The organism is Acidovorax sp. NO-1, from assembly GCF_000238595.1.
In the GTDB taxonomy this organism is placed as follows: Bacteria; Pseudomonadota; Gammaproteobacteria; order Burkholderiales; family Burkholderiaceae_C; genus Acidovorax.
This window is the reverse complement of sequence record NZ_AGTS01000149.1, coordinates 13,006-26,121: the sequence shown is the minus strand read 5'-3', so window position 1 is coordinate 26,121 and position 13,116 is coordinate 13,006. Positions and strand designations below refer to the sequence as shown.

Sequence of the window (13,116 nt, the reverse complement as noted above, 5' to 3'; positions counted from 1 at the left end):
GAGCACTGTATGAAAGGCATTCTGAGCCTTCTGAAAATGAAAAGCCGGGGCGGCAAGCCTGCGGAAGACCACACGGATTCCGTGCTGTTCTCCACCGCGTTTGCGGGCCAGGGCGTAGACGAATCCATGCTGGTCCCCTGGGAGGCCCGCGCTGTGGAAGTGGGCGCCAAGCGCCTGCCCACCAGCCGGGGCGGCAAGCTGCTGCAGGGCCTGTGGGCCAAAGACAAGTACATGGCGCACCTGGACAAGGACGCTGTGGAGCGCATGGAGCGCTTTTTCGAGTTTGCGGCCGTACCGTCCAACCGCGACGTGATCCGCCAGGACGAATATGGCAATTTCATGGTGGTGCTGCTGACCGGCACCATCGCCGTGGACCGCGTGCAGCCCTGGGGCGAGCAATTGCGACTGGCCGAGACGCGCCCCGGCGATATCCTGGGCGAGATGTCGCTGCTGGACAGTGGCATCCGGTTTTCCGCCTGTACCACGCTCACCGATTGTGAGATCGCCGTGCTCAGCGCTGAGGCCATGGACGACATGATGACCAAGGATCCGCAACTGGCTGCCAGCCTGATTGCACTGCTGGCCCGCAAGCTCTCGCTGCGCCTGCGGGTGGTAAGTGCCCGCCTGAGCGACAACCAGAAGTGATGGCGATGCGCCGACACAATACCAACGAACGCACAGCGGACGAACAGCCCGGGGAGAACATCTGATGGAACGCGATCAGGCCAGTAAATTCATCAACGACCTGCTCAAGCTGATGGTGAGCCGCAATGGCAGCGCCCTGTTCATCACCGCAGAGTTTCCGCCCGCGATCAAGGTCGATGGAAAAGTGACCAAGGTCTCGCCCCAGCCGCTCACGCCCACGCACACGCTCACCCTGGCACGCGCCATCATGAGCGACAAGCAGGTGGCCGATTTTGAGCGCACCAAGGAATGCAACTTCGCCATTTCACCCGCCGGCATCGGGCGGTTTCGCGTCAACGCTTTCATCCAGCAGGGCAAGGTGGGCATGGTGCTGCGGACGATTCCGCTCACGCTGCCCACCATCGATGGCCTGGGCGTGCCGCAGGTGCTCAAGGAAGTGACGATGACCAAGCGCGGCCTGTGCATCCTGGTGGGTGCCACAGGCTCGGGCAAGTCCACCACGCTGGCCGCCATGGTCGACTGGCGCAACGAGAACTCCTTCGGCCACATCATCACGGTGGAAGACCCGGTGGAATTCGTGCACCCGCACAAGAACTGCGTGGTGACGCAGCGCGAAGTGGGTCTGGACACCGACAGCTGGGAAGCGGCCCTGAAGAACACGCTGCGCCAGGCGCCCGACGTGATCCTCATGGGCGAAATCCGCGACCGTGAAACCATGGAGCATGCGGTGTCGTTCGCCGAAACCGGACACCTGTGCCTTGCCACGCTGCACGCCAACAGCGCCAACCAGGCGCTGGACCGGATCATCAACTTCTTCCCCGAAGAGCGCCGCGCCCAGCTGCTGATGGACCTGTCGCTCAACCTGCGCGCCATGGTGTCGCAGCGCCTGATCCCCAAGCAGGATGGCAAGGGCCGCGCGGCCGCGGTGGAAATCATGCTCAATACGCCGCTGATTTCCGATCTGATCTTCAAGGGCGAAGTCTCCGAGATCAAGGAGATCATGAAAAAAAGCCGCAACCTGGGCATGCAGACGTTTGACCAGGCGCTGTTCGACCTGTACGAAGCCAACGTGATCAGCTACGAAGACGCGTTGCGCAACGCCGACTCGCTCAATGACTTGCGCCTGCAGATCAAGCTCAACAGCCAGCGCGCCAAGTCTCCCGATCTGGCGTCCGGCACGGAGCATTTCGCCATCGTCTGAGCCTGAACCGGCTTGCGCCTCTCCGCCTTCAGGACCCCGTGAAGCCCGCCCCCCAGGGCGGGTTTTGTTTTCCACCTGCACCTGCTCTTCCTACCCATGCCAAGCACCAACCCCCGCAATTACGACGCCACTCCTTCCCGCAAGGTCGCCTTTCTGGGCCTGGGCGTGATGGGCTACCCAATGGCCGGCCACCTCGCCCTGGCCGGGCATGAAGTCACGGTCTACAACCGCACTGCTACCAAATCAGTAGCGTGGTGCGCAGAGTACGCAAGCGCCAAGGCCCCAAAACATGCAACAACACCCCGGGAGGCGGCTGCCGGTGCGGACATCGTGTTCTGCTGTGTAGGCAACGACGATGACCTGCGTTCGGTGACGCTGGGCGCGGATGGAGCCTTTGCTGGCATGAAGCCGGGCGCCATCTTCGTGGACCACACCACGGCATCGGCCGAAGTTGCGCGCGAGCTGTACGCAGCGGCCAAGGCCCTGGGCCTGCAGTTTGTGGACGCCCCCGTATCCGGCGGCCAGGCCGGTGCACAAAACGGCCTGCTCACGGTGATGTGCGGCGGCGATACAGCGGCCTTCGAGGCCGCCCAGCCAGTCGCCATGGCGTTCTCCCGCGCCTTCACCCTGCTGGGTGACAGCGGCTCCGGCCAGCTGGCCAAGATGGTCAACCAGATATGCATTGCCGGGCTGGTGCAGGCGCTGTCGGAAGCCGTGGCCTTTGGAAAGAACGCCGGGCTGGACATGAAGCAGGTGCTGGACGTGATCGGCAAGGGCGCCGCCCAGAGCTGGCAGATGGACAACCGGGGCAAGACGATGGTGGACGGCAAGTTCGACTTTGGTTTTGCCGTGGACTGGATGCGCAAGGACCTGGGCCTGGTGCTCGACGAAGCCAAGCGCAACGGCTCGCGCGTGCCGGTGACGGCGCTGGTGGACCAGTTCTATGCCGATGTGCAGAAGATGGGGGGCAACCGCTGGGACACCTCCAGCCTTATCCAGCGGCTGACCTGACGCCTGCGCCCGCGGGGGCACGCGCAATGCATATGCAAAAAGGGGCCTTGCAGAGCCCCTTTTGCTTTCGTGCCACGCCCTTGGCGGCGTGCGCGACTCACCCCCGGGGTGCGTCGCTGCTGTCGGTGGTCACCGGTGCGGGTTGCGGTGCAAGTCGGCGCAGATCCTCTTCCGACACGATTTCAAACACCCGCACCACCTTCGCCACGCCGCTGACACCCCGGGCGATCTCGGTGGCGCGATTGGCCTCACGCTGCGAAACTCGGCCCATCAGGTACACCACATTGCGCTCCGTCACCACCTTGAAGGAGGTGGCCGAGATGTCCCGCGCATCCACCAGGCTGGCGCGCACCTTGCCAGTGATGAAGGTGTCGTTGGAGCGCTGGCTCAGGGTGGTCGATGGCATCACGGCCAGGTCGTTCACCACAGAGCGCGTGTTCTCCACCTGCGACACGATCTGCTCCACCGTCTGGCGGTCCTGTGCGTTGGGCACTTCGCCGGTCAGCAGCGCCTGGCGGTTGTAGCTTGTCACGTTGACATGCACTCGGTCGCCCAGGGTTTCGCGAATCCGGTTGGCAGCGCGCAGCTCGATACCCTCGTCTTCGATCTGCGTCCCTGCAGTGCGACGGTCCACCGCCATGACGCTGCCCACCACGGCACCGCCGACGATCAATGGAGCACACGCCGACAGGCCTGCAGCCAGGGTGGCTGCCGCCAGTGCGGTCATGACAGTGCGCTGGGTGCGGTTCACGGTTGTCGGGGTCATAGGGGAATCTCCTGTTCACCAAGTAACTGGGCGTCCACGCCGTCGCTCAGGCAATGCAGCACCAGGGCATGGACTTCGCGCACGCGTGCGGCGCGGTCGTGGGGCACGCTGATCAACACATCGGTTTCGCGCAGCATGGCGGCCAGCTTGCCACCGGTGCGGCCCGTCAGCACCACCACTGTCATGTCGCGCTCGTGGGCGGCCTCGGCAGCGGCCAGCAGGTTGGCGTCGTTGCCGGACACCGACAGAGCCAGCAGCACATCGCCCGCCTGGCCCAGCGCACGCACCTGGCGGGCAAACTGCTGCGCGGCATCGTGGCTGCCGCCCGCTGCGGCCGTGAGCAGGGTGCTGTCGGACGTGAGGGCCAGCGCCGCCAGTTCGGGCCGTTCGCGCTCGAAGCCGGCCACGCAGAACGCGGCAAACTGCTGCGCCTCGGCGGCCGAGGGGCCGTTACCACAGGCCAACACCTTGCCGCCGCTGGTCACACAGGCCAGAACGGCCTGCACGGCGGCGGCGATGGGATGGCTCAGAACCTGCGCGGCCTGGTACTTCAGGTCGGCGCTGTCGATGAAATGCTGTTGGATGCGTTGCTCAAGCATGAGGGCCCGATGATACCCGCCGGGTGTTACAGCTTTTGTAGCAAACCGTAGCCACCGGTCTTGCGCTGGGGGCTTGGTCGCTTTGCGGAACCCCGATGCCTACTGCGCATCAAAGGCCGCCTTGAGCCACTGCACCGAGGCCTCGACCAGCACCACATCAAAGCGGCAGGGCGGCGGCGATGGCAGGCGTAGGAGGTAGTGCCGGGCCGCAAAAATGATGCGCTGCTGCTTGGTGGCGCTGATACTCGCCCCGGCGCCGCCAAACGCGCTGCCCGACCGACTGCGCACTTCGACAAAGACCAGCGTGCCATCCCGCTCGCGCATCACCAGGTCAATCTCGCCACCGCCGCGCCCGGGCGTCCGATAATTGCGCACCACCAGCTGCAGGCCGGCCGCCTGCAGATGGGCCAGGGCCTGGTCCTCCGCCGCGTTGCCGCGTGCGCGTGTGGTGGTGGCAGGGCCCGAGTCCTTCGCCGGTTTTCTCATTCCAAGGAATTTCATTGAGCGCATCTTTCGCTTCAGCCCTTGATGCCGCGCGCGAAGCGGCGGCTCTCCAGCATTATCCCGAGGGCGCCCTGTACGTGGTGGCCACACCCATTGGCAACCTGGCGGACATCACCCTGCGCGCGCTGCACGTGCTGCAGATGGCCGACACCGTGGCCTGCGAAGACACGCGCCACACACAGTCCATGCTGCGCGCCTACGGCATCGACAAGGGTGCCGCCCAGCTGCTGGCCGTGCACCAGCACAACGAGGCCGAAGCCGCGCAGAACGTGGTGCAGCGGCTGCAGCTGGGCCAGCGCGTGGCGTATGTGAGTGACGCCGGCACGCCCGGCGTGAGTGACCCTGGCGCCCGGCTCGTGGCCGCCGTGCAGGCGGCCGGCCTGCGGGCCGTGCCCCTGCCCGGCGCCAGCAGCATCACCACAGCGCTGAGCGTGGCAGGCGCAGTGGCCCACAGCACTGAACATGGCGGTTTTGTGTTCGCAGGGTTTCTACCCGTGAAGAACGCAGAACGCGCCACGGTGATTGCGCAGCAGCTGGCCCCGGAGCCGCGCTGCGTGGTGCTGCTTGAAGCCCCCCACCGCATCAACGAGCTGGCCCAGGCCCTGGCGGTGCTGGGTGATCGCCCGGTAACGCTGGCACGGGAGCTGACCAAGCAGTTCGAGGAAGTGACCACGCGGCCCGCCCGGGAGCTGACGGCCTGGCTGGACGGCGCACCCCAGCGCTCGCGCGGCGAGTTTGTGGTGCTGCTGCACCCGGTGGCGGTGGCCAGCGACGATGGCGCCAGCCTGCGGGTGTTGCGCCTGCTGGTGCAGGAGCTGCCGCTGAAAACCGCTGTGCGCCTGGCTGCCGAGATCACGGGTGCATCGCGCAACGCGCTGTACGACACGGCCCTGACGTGGAAGCGCAGCGGCGCGAGCGGGGAAAATGAAGACGAAGTAGGCGACGCCGGGAGCTGATAACACCTCGGATTTCAGGCCAAATTGGCACCTGGCGCTTGATGGACAAGCGCTGATAGCTATATTTTTAATAGCATTTCATCCGCCACAGCGAATCCACTACCGGCCCTGGTGCCGCCGCCCCCTCCGGATCTATCGCCCCGACACCGCCAACCCGGCCGCCACCCCGCCAAACAAATCGCCTTCCACCTGGGGAGTGTCGGGAAACGCCGCTTTGAGCGCCTGGCGCAGCGGCCGCAAGGCCGACGAGCCCCCGGTGAGATAGATCGCATCCAGCCCCTGCACACCCAGGCCCGCCAGCTGCACACATTCCTGCGCGCAGGCCACCACCTGTTCGAGCGGTTGAGCGAGGAACTGCGCCAGCCCATGTGGCGTGACGGCGGCGCCCAGCCCTGCCTCGATCCAGTCCAGCGGCATGGGCGCGTCGGCATCGGCCAGCGACGCGGCGATCTTGGCCTGCTCCACGGTATTGGCCATGCGGTGCCCCAGGCGCTCGTGCAGCACCCGCATGAGCCGCGCGTGCAGCCGCGCATCGGAATAGTCGGTGCGCAGGTTCTGCGCATCGCGCAGTGCACGCGGCGAGTACAGCCACTGGATCAGGTGCCAGGTGGACAGGTCAAAAAACACCCGGCTGGGCACCTCGCGCCCCGTGGGCCCGGTATTCCGAAACCCGAGCAAGGGCATCAACAGGTCCAGGCTCAGCCGCCGGTCAAAGTCGGTGCCACCCACATGCACGCCGGTGGTGGCCAGCACATCACTGCCACGCTCGGCACGCGCCATGCGCTCCGGCCCCAGCCGCACCACCGTGAAGTCCGAGGTACCACCCCCAATGTCCACCACCAGCACCAGCGACTCGTGCGCGACGCGCTGCTCGTAGTCCAGCGCGGCAGCAATCGGCTCCAGCTGGAACGACACCTCGGCAAACCCCGCATCCAGCGCAGCCTGGCGCAACGCATCTTCCGCCTGCTGATCGCGGTCGGCATCCCCATCCACAAAATGCACCGGCCGCCCCATCACCACACGGGCGGGCATGCCGCCCAGCTCATCGCGAGCCCTTTGCACCAGCATGCGCAAGAAGAGGCTGATGATGTCCTGGTAGCTCACCATCTTGTTGTGCACCGCCGTCTTGTCCTGCAGCAGCGCACTGCCGAGCAGGCTCTTGAGCGACCGCATCAGGCGCCCCTCGGTGCCTGCCAGATACTGGCCCACGGCATCGCGACCAAAGTGTGTGCGGTGATCCTCTGCGTTGAAGAACAGTGCGGTGGGCAGTGTGTGCGCACTCCCCTCCAGCGCAATCATCCGCGCCAACCCCGCCCCCTGGCGCACGGCCATCGCGGAGTTGGAAGTGCCAAAGTCGATACCGAGGGTGGTGTCCTTCAGGAGGGGCATGGGTGACGTGTGGAAGCGATGAAAAAGTGTTCAACGCGCACCGGCTGAGGCCTCGGTGAACGAAGATATCGGATGCAGTTTTGGGGCAAGAAGAACCCGCAGGGCAGTGGGGGCAGAGCTGCCGCCCAGCCAAAAGCTACCGAAGCGCGACGCACCCGGAATTGAAAAAGCCCTTGATTCGCAAAAATCAAGGGCTTTTATTTGGTGGCCTGGGGCGGAATCGAACCACCGACACAAGGATTTTCAATCCTCTGCTCTACCGACTGAGCTACCGGGCCTGAGCCTCAAATTATAACCAGAAAAAACTGCCTTTGAACCAGAGTGCCAGGAATTTCTTGCACACCTAGCCGCGCTTACCCCGGCCCAGATCGACGCCCAGCTGGCGCAGCTTGCGATATAGATGCGTGCGCTCCAGCCCCGTCTTTTCGGCCACGCGCGTCATGGAGCCGCCTTCGCGGGCCAGGTGAAATTCGAAATAAGCCTTTTCAAAGCCATCGCGTGCTTCGCGCAGGGGGCGGTCCAGGTCAAACCCCTGGTGCGCATGGGGCCCTGCCTCCACGCCGGCCATGAGGGCCGCCGTCACGGCGGGCAGTTGCGAAAACGTGGGGTCGGCCGGGGCGTGCACGGGCGCCGGGGCGGCAGCCACCGGGGCGGCCTGGTGGGCAGCGTTGCGCGCCAGGCCCTGCTCCACGGCCTTGAGCAGCTTTTGCAGGGTGATGGGTTTTTCTAGGAACGAGAAGGCGCCGATCCGCGTGGCCTCGACGGCAGTGTCGATCGTGGCGTGGCCACTCATCATGATCACGGGCATGGTCAGCACGCCCGCCGTGGCCCATTCCTTGAGCAGCGAAACCCCGTCGGTATCTGGCATCCAGATGTCGAGCAGCACGAGGTCGTAGATGTTGCCGGCCCGGGCGGAGCGCGCCTGGGTGGCGTTTTCTGCGAGGTCTACGCTGTGACCTTCGTCGTTCAGGATTTCCGACAGCAGATCACGAATGCCGAGCTCATCGTCGACCACCAGAATGTTTGCCATGTGTGTTGAAGCGCCTTGGGGTACTGCGGGGCGGTGTTGTTATGACGCCACCGCTGGTTCAGGGGCGAATGATAACGACACTTGGGCGCCGCGCACCACGCCATCCTCCGTGCGATTGGACAGGTCGATGCGCGCACCATGCTCGTCGGCAATTTTTTTGACCACGGCAAGCCCCAGTCCAGTGCCCCGGGCCTTGGTAGTGACATAGGGCTCAAAGGCCCTCTGGAGGATGTGCGCGGGAAAGCCTCCTCCGCTGTCTGACACCGTGAGCCGGACGCGGCGCGAGGACTCACTCCAGCGGGTGCTGATGCGCACGGGCGGCACGGGATCAGCAGTGCCGGCCCGCGCCTGTTCGGTGGAATCTTGCGCGTTTTGCAAAAGGTTGTGCACGACCTGCCGCAGCTGCTGTGCATCGCCTGCTATCGGGGGGCAGCGCGGGTCCAGCTCTGCCTCCACCCGCACCATGGCGGTCTCTTCACCGTACAGATGGAGCACGTCCGTCACCAGGGCATTGAGGTCCAGCGCATGGAGTTCTGCCGCGGGCAAACGCGCGTAATCGCGGAACTCGTTGACCAGCCGCTTCATCGCATCGACCTGATCCACGATGGTCTTCACCGACTTGGCGAGGATGGCCTGCTCGGGGCCGGGCAGCTTGCCCGAGAGCTTCATTTCCAGCCGCTCGGCCGACAGCTGGATGGGCGTGAGCGGGTTCTTGATTTCATGCGCCAGGCGCCGCGCCACCTCGCCCCAGGCCTGCGCGCGTTGGGCAGAAACAATTTCGGAAATGTCGTCAAAAACCAACAGCCTGGTCGCATCGGGCAGTTCGGCCCCCCGCGCCACGAGGCTGGTGGCGTGCTGGCCGACTCCGCCGGAGCTTGCATGCAGCTCAAACGGTTGCTGCCAGTGGTCGAGCCCGTGGCGTTCGTGGTCGCCCAGAAAGGCATCAAAGTGCCCCTGTACCGATCTCGCAAATTCGGCAAGCCCGGGGACTTCCGACAGCGGCCGCCCCTCATACGCCGCCATCGGTGCCCGCAGGATGCGGGTTGCGCCCGGGTTGGAAGATCGGATCAGGCCCTGGGCATCGAGCACGATGACCCCGGCCGTGAGGTTGTCCAGAATGGTCTGCAGGTTGGCGCGCGCGGCATCCACCTCGCCCATGCTCTGCTCCACCGCCTGGCGCGCATCGGAAAGTTGCTGGGTCATCAGCGCAAAGGAACGCGTGAGCCCGCCCAGCTCGTCCTTGCCTTGCAGCACGGCCTTGGGGCTGAGGTTGCCCGCGGCAACCTCGCGCACACCTTCGGCCAGCACCAGCAGTGGGCGGGCGAGCTGATTGCCCAGCAACACCGCCAGCAGCACGGCGCCAAACACCGCCAAGAAAAGGCTCAGCGTGAGGGTGCCCACATACATGCGCCGCAGCCCCCCCCGGGCCAGGGCGCGCTCCTGGTATTCGCGATTGGCCTCCTGCACCGCAATGGCGTTGGCCACCAGCGCGGGTGGCAGCAGCAGCGTGGCCTGCAGGTAGCGCGGCTCCACCAGCAACCCCACGCTGGGGCTGCTCACCAGCGCAAGTACCTTCACGCGCGCGTTCTGAACGGCTGCGGGGTCGGAAATATCGTCGAGCCCTTCAATCTGTGCGGTGGCGCGTTGCTGGCGCACGGTGCGCAGCAAGGGCACCCCCGGCCGGTCGGGGTTCAGGCTGAAACGCGACTGGCCGGCACTGGCCACCGCCTGGCCCGCCGCATTCCAGAGCACCACATCGGTGGCGCCCAGCTGGTCGCGGATGCGCTCCAGCACCAGGCCGGCTGCCGCATCGGGGACCTGTGCCACCTGCGCACTCGCATTGCGGGTTTTGGCGGCCATGTCGGCCGCCATGGCGTCAAGGGACACGCGCGCCAGGTTGACCCCTGCGGACAAGGCACCCTCGACCTTGACATCGAACCAGCTTTCGATCGAACGCGTGACGAACTGGTAGGACACCACGTAGATCAGCAACCCCGGCATCAGACCCACCAGCGCAAAGATGGCAGCGAGTTTGACCAGCAGCCTGCTGCCAAAGCGCCCCTTGCGCAGGCGCATGCCCAACCGCACCGCAACCCACAGCAGCACGGCCAGAAGCAGCATCGCCACCAGCACATTCACGCCGAAAAGCCATGCGTAGTTGCGCTCGTACAGCGCCCGGTTGTTGGTGGCCAGGGTGAGCAGGAACATCAGCACCAGGCCGATGGCCGACATGATGGCCGCGCCAACCCCCACCGCCCACCGCACGGCGCGCGACTGGCTGGCCGCCGCCTGGGCAGAGGCAGACGCGGTGGACTGTGAGGTGCCGGGCGGGTTCACTTTGCAGGTTCCGCGGCCAGGCGCTGGCTGCGGGACACCAGTAGGTTCCAGCCCGATCGCCCCGCCACCCCGATCTGGAAAGGACGGGGCAGCTGGGACATGTCGAGTCGAAACCGGAAATTGACAGTGTGGACCGCATCGGCCTCGATCACGTCGCTATCAGCGATCTTCCAGCGCGAAATGCGCTGAATGGCCGATAGTGCGTCCGAGTAGTCATCGAAGTTCTGGCCCAGTACCACCCCCAGTCCACTGTTTGCAAAGGGCACAGGCGAGATGTTCAATCGCCATCGTCGGGTCAAGGGCTGATAACTGAGCCGCAGGTAACGGGTCGCTTCGGCAACCTGGCGGTCAGACCAGTACCAGCGGTCGCGCAGCACCTGGGCCTCGGCCACAAAGAACATGGGGATGCCTTTGTAGAGGGCGTCTTCTGCCAATTCCGGCAGGATCAGATCCAGTGTGGTGCTCAGATACAGGCCGTCCTCGGCCCGGTCCAGGCGCAGCTCTCCCACTTCCGGAGCCACCGGTTGCCCGGCCACGGCCGACGGCGCCCATGCAGCCCAGCCCAAAAACAGGCAAAACATCCCGGCCAGCAGCCAACGAGCTCTGAGAAGCTCATTACGCTGATTTTTGCAACAGTGCGTAAAAAAAACCGTCGTGATCACCCGACTGATTGTCCGGGACGGCACCGCGCTTGTCGTCGTTGCCGGGAATTAAATGGCCCGGCGACGGGAGCAACGTGGCGTCGGTGTTGTGTGCAAGAAACGTTTGCACCTGTTCATCGCCCTCTTCCCGGAAGACAGAGCAGGTGCAGTACAGCAGCCGACCGCCCGGGCGCAGAAGCGGCCAAAGCGCTGCCAGCAAACGCGCCTGCAGCCTGGCGAGCTGGGCAATATCGCTTTCACGGCGCAGCCAGCGGACATCCGGATGGCGTCGCACGATGCCGGAAGCGGTGCAGGGAGCATCCAGCAAAATGGCATCGAACGGGACGCCCTCGCAGTGCTGCTGCCACCAGTCTTGCGGGCGCGCTGCATCGGCCACCACCACCTTGGCACGCAGTCCCAGGCGCTGCAAGGCATCGCCAATCCGGGTACTGCGAACGGCATCCACCTCCAGGGCCGTAACCTGCAGGGGCGAACCGCTCCCCGCCATCTCCAGGAGGTGGGCGGTTTTGCCCCCGGGTGCCGCGCAGGCGTCCAGCACACGCAAAGGCTGGGCGAGATCCAGCCCTCCCAGCAGCAAGGGCGCAGCCATCTGGGCGGCGGCATCCTGCACTGAAACCCAGCCCTCAGCAAAGCCCGGCAGGGTTGGCACCGGTACGGGCTTGCGCAGCAGCAGCCCCATATCACCCACCGGTTTTGCTTCCAAATTAATAGCTGCGAGCGCTTTCTGGTAAAGCACTGGAGTGCTTTTTTGTGCATTAACGCGCAGCGTCATCGGAGCGTGGGCATTGTTGGCCCGCAGAATCTGCTCCCAGTGTGTGGGGTGGTCCTTGCGCAAACGCTCGATCCACCACACCGGATGGTTCCATCGGGCCAGCGGATCACGGTCGGTCCGTGCCACCAGCGCCTCGCGTTCGCGCAGAAAACGCCGCAGGCACCCATTGAGGAACGACGACTGCGCCCGGGTGGACGCGCTGCGCTTGGCGGCTTCCACCGCCTGGTTGACCAGGGTGAAAGGCTCATACGGGGATTGTTCGGGGTCCCAGCACAGCGCCAGCGCCGTGCACAGCAGCGCATCTGCAGCCGGTGGGGGCGTGCGTGCCACCATCTGACTGCGCAGCGCCTCGGCCCGCCCCGCCTGGCGCAGCACCTGGAACAGCAGAGCCTGCACGCCCGGGCGTAACGCGGCGTCTACGGCCGCCAGGGCTGCAGTGCCCGACTGGCCGGCGCGGATGGCCTGCAAGGCCCCGGCCACAGCTGCCAGCTGTTGCCACAGCGGCACGGGTTGGCCGCCCGCCGCGGGCGGAGTGCGGGCAGCACGCAGAGCCTGGTCAGGGCCGGAACCGCTCGGTGCGCGGGCAGGAGGTGGTGGCCGGGATGGGCTCATCGTGTTTCTCGCTTACTGTCTACAGCCCGCGTGCGGCCTTGAATCCGAACACCCAGGCCAGAACACTGGCCGGAAACTGGGCAATGGCGGCGTTGTAGTGCAACACCGCATCGTTGAACACACCAATCGCCTGTTCGTTTTGCTGAACAAGCTCCTGCCACCGCGCGCCCAGTGCCCTGGGCACCGATGGAGGCACGACCGCGGAATCAGCCCCTGCAGGCGTGGCGGCGACGCTTTGCGCTGGCATGCCGCGGTCGACCTTCTGCCAGCAGGCATGCAGCACCTCACGCGCCGCCGCCAGCGCTGCTACGGCGTCGGGCTTGAGAGGCCGCGCACGGGCCATGGCCAGCGACGCACTCAGCTGGGTAGCGGCACCTTGCAAGGCGGCCATCTCGGGCGCTGCGGCGCCAGCGAGCTCGGGTGCCTGTGCGGCATGCGATGCATCGACCTCGCCCAGAAACGCGAGCTGCCGCACCATGTGCGCATCAAAACTGCCAAACGCCTGCACCACGGCCGAGCGCAAGCGCATCAGACGGTTGTACGCGCCCAGCGCCCAGAACATGGCGATGGCAAAAACAATCCAGAAAAGGGGCGATGACCACATGCTCATTGGCCGGTTTGGCATGAACTGC

At 65.5% G+C, this 13,116-nt stretch carries 13 protein-coding genes and 1 tRNA gene; 4 read left to right on the top strand and 10 right to left on the bottom strand.

The genetic code is table 11. The annotated features are described in order from the left end of the window. Positions 1–9: 9 nt before the first annotated feature. The 3 genes from KYG_RS21780 to KYG_RS21770 all read left to right on the top strand — a co-directional run bounded on the left by KYG_RS21780 (position 10) and on the right by KYG_RS21770 (position 2,857). A complete protein-coding gene (locus KYG_RS21780; RefSeq protein WP_008907100.1) occupies positions 10–645 on the top strand; it encodes a Crp/Fnr family transcriptional regulator in 636 nt (211 codons plus the stop codon). Between the two features lie 64 nt (positions 646–709). Then, on the top strand, positions 710–1,846 hold the full coding sequence (locus KYG_RS21775; RefSeq protein WP_008907099.1) for a PilT/PilU family type 4a pilus ATPase: 1,137 nt from the start codon (positions 710–712) through the stop codon (positions 1,844–1,846). 96 nt (positions 1,847–1,942) lie between these two features. Further along, on the top strand, positions 1,943–2,857 hold the full coding sequence (locus KYG_RS21770) for an NAD(P)-dependent oxidoreductase (RefSeq protein ID WP_008907098.1): 915 nt from the start codon (positions 1,943–1,945) through the stop codon (positions 2,855–2,857). Positions 2,858–2,954: 97 nt separating this feature from the next. On the opposite strand, the gene KYG_RS21765 is transcribed toward KYG_RS21770, so the two are convergent. From KYG_RS21765 to KYG_RS21755, 3 genes are all read right to left on the bottom strand, one after another. Next, positions 2,955–3,623 carry a BON domain-containing protein gene (locus tag KYG_RS21765; protein ID WP_008907097.1) on the bottom strand — a complete coding sequence of 223 codons (669 nt, stop codon included), beginning with the start codon at positions 3,621–3,623 and terminating at the stop codon, positions 2,955–2,957. Then, on the bottom strand, positions 3,620–4,222 hold the full coding sequence (locus KYG_RS21760) for an SIS domain-containing protein (RefSeq protein WP_008907096.1): 603 nt from the start codon (positions 4,220–4,222) through the stop codon (positions 3,620–3,622). Before KYG_RS21760 ends, KYG_RS21765 begins: the two co-directional genes overlap by 4 nt. A 99-nt stretch (positions 4,223–4,321) precedes the next feature. Continuing rightward, positions 4,322–4,723, bottom strand: a complete 402-nt coding sequence (locus KYG_RS21755; RefSeq protein ID WP_034695839.1) for a YraN family protein — start codon at positions 4,721–4,723, stop codon at positions 4,322–4,324. On the opposite strand from KYG_RS21755, the gene rsmI reads away from it, so the two are divergent. After that, positions 4,723–5,682: a 16S rRNA (cytidine(1402)-2'-O)-methyltransferase gene (gene rsmI, locus KYG_RS21750; RefSeq protein ID WP_008907094.1), complete on the top strand. Its 960-nt coding sequence runs from the start codon at positions 4,723–4,725 to the stop codon at positions 5,680–5,682. The two genes, KYG_RS21755 and rsmI, sit on opposite strands and share 1 nt — an antisense overlap. Before the next feature lie 132 nt (positions 5,683–5,814). Here the strand turns inward: rsmI and KYG_RS21745 are convergent, their stop codons facing one another. The 7 genes from KYG_RS21745 to KYG_RS21715 all read right to left on the bottom strand — a co-directional run bounded on the left by KYG_RS21745 (position 5,815) and on the right by KYG_RS21715 (position 13,088). Then, positions 5,815–7,071 carry an Hsp70 family protein gene (locus tag KYG_RS21745; protein WP_008907093.1) on the bottom strand — a complete coding sequence of 419 codons (1,257 nt, stop codon included), beginning with the start codon at positions 7,069–7,071 and terminating at the stop codon, positions 5,815–5,817. A 202-nt stretch (positions 7,072–7,273) separates the two neighbouring features. Beyond that, a tRNA-Phe gene (locus tag KYG_RS21740) sits at positions 7,274–7,349 on the bottom strand. 65 nt (positions 7,350–7,414) lie between these two features. Further along, on the bottom strand, positions 7,415–8,101 hold the full coding sequence (locus KYG_RS21735) for a response regulator (protein ID WP_008907092.1): 687 nt from the start codon (positions 8,099–8,101) through the stop codon (positions 7,415–7,417). A gap of 39 nt (positions 8,102–8,140) precedes the next feature. Beyond that, positions 8,141–10,438 carry an ATP-binding protein gene (locus KYG_RS21730; protein WP_008907091.1) on the bottom strand — a complete coding sequence of 766 codons (2,298 nt, stop codon included), beginning with the start codon at positions 10,436–10,438 and terminating at the stop codon, positions 8,141–8,143. Next, positions 10,435–11,019: a DUF4390 domain-containing protein gene (locus KYG_RS21725; protein ID WP_008907090.1), complete on the bottom strand. Its 585-nt coding sequence runs from the start codon at positions 11,017–11,019 to the stop codon at positions 10,435–10,437. The genes KYG_RS21730 and KYG_RS21725 overlap by 4 nt, the downstream gene beginning before the upstream one ends. Positions 11,020–11,053: 34 nt before the next feature. Next, positions 11,054–12,484, bottom strand: coding sequence for a 16S rRNA (cytosine(967)-C(5))-methyltransferase RsmB (gene rsmB, locus KYG_RS21720; protein ID WP_085942650.1), 1,431 nt, complete (start codon positions 12,482–12,484; stop codon positions 11,054–11,056). A gap of 19 nt (positions 12,485–12,503) precedes the next feature. Further along, positions 12,504–13,088, bottom strand: a complete 585-nt coding sequence (locus KYG_RS21715; RefSeq protein WP_008907088.1) for a LemA family protein — start codon at positions 13,086–13,088, stop codon at positions 12,504–12,506. Positions 13,089–13,116: the final 28 nt, after the last annotated feature.

Coding starts and splice junctions, on each gene's coding strand:
- KYG_RS21780 (WP_008907100.1), top strand. CDS start 10: ATGAAAGGCATTCTGAGCCTTCTGAAAATGAAAAGCCGGGGCGGCAAG.
- KYG_RS21775 (WP_008907099.1), top strand. CDS start 710: ATGGAACGCGATCAGGCCAGTAAATTCATCAACGACCTGCTCAAGCTG.
- KYG_RS21770 (WP_008907098.1), top strand. CDS start 1,943: ATGCCAAGCACCAACCCCCGCAATTACGACGCCACTCCTTCCCGCAAG.
- KYG_RS21765 (WP_008907097.1), bottom strand. CDS start 3,623: ATGACCCCGACAACCGTGAACCGCACCCAGCGCACTGTCATGACCGCA.
- KYG_RS21760 (WP_008907096.1), bottom strand. CDS start 4,222: ATGCTTGAGCAACGCATCCAACAGCATTTCATCGACAGCGCCGACCTG.
- KYG_RS21755 (WP_034695839.1), bottom strand. CDS start 4,723: ATGAAATTCCTTGGAATGAGAAAACCGGCGAAGGACTCGGGCCCTGCC.
- KYG_RS21745 (WP_008907093.1), bottom strand. CDS start 7,071: ATGCCCCTCCTGAAGGACACCACCCTCGGTATCGACTTTGGCACTTCC.
- KYG_RS21735 (WP_008907092.1), bottom strand. CDS start 8,101: ATGGCAAACATTCTGGTGGTCGACGATGAGCTCGGCATTCGTGATCTG.
- KYG_RS21725 (WP_008907090.1), bottom strand. CDS start 11,019: ATGTTTTGCCTGTTTTTGGGCTGGGCTGCATGGGCGCCGTCGGCCGTG.
- rsmB (WP_085942650.1), bottom strand. CDS start 12,484: ATGAGCCCATCCCGGCCACCACCTCCTGCCCGCGCACCGAGCGGTTCC.
- KYG_RS21715 (WP_008907088.1), bottom strand. CDS start 13,088: ATGTGGTCATCGCCCCTTTTCTGGATTGTTTTTGCCATCGCCATGTTC.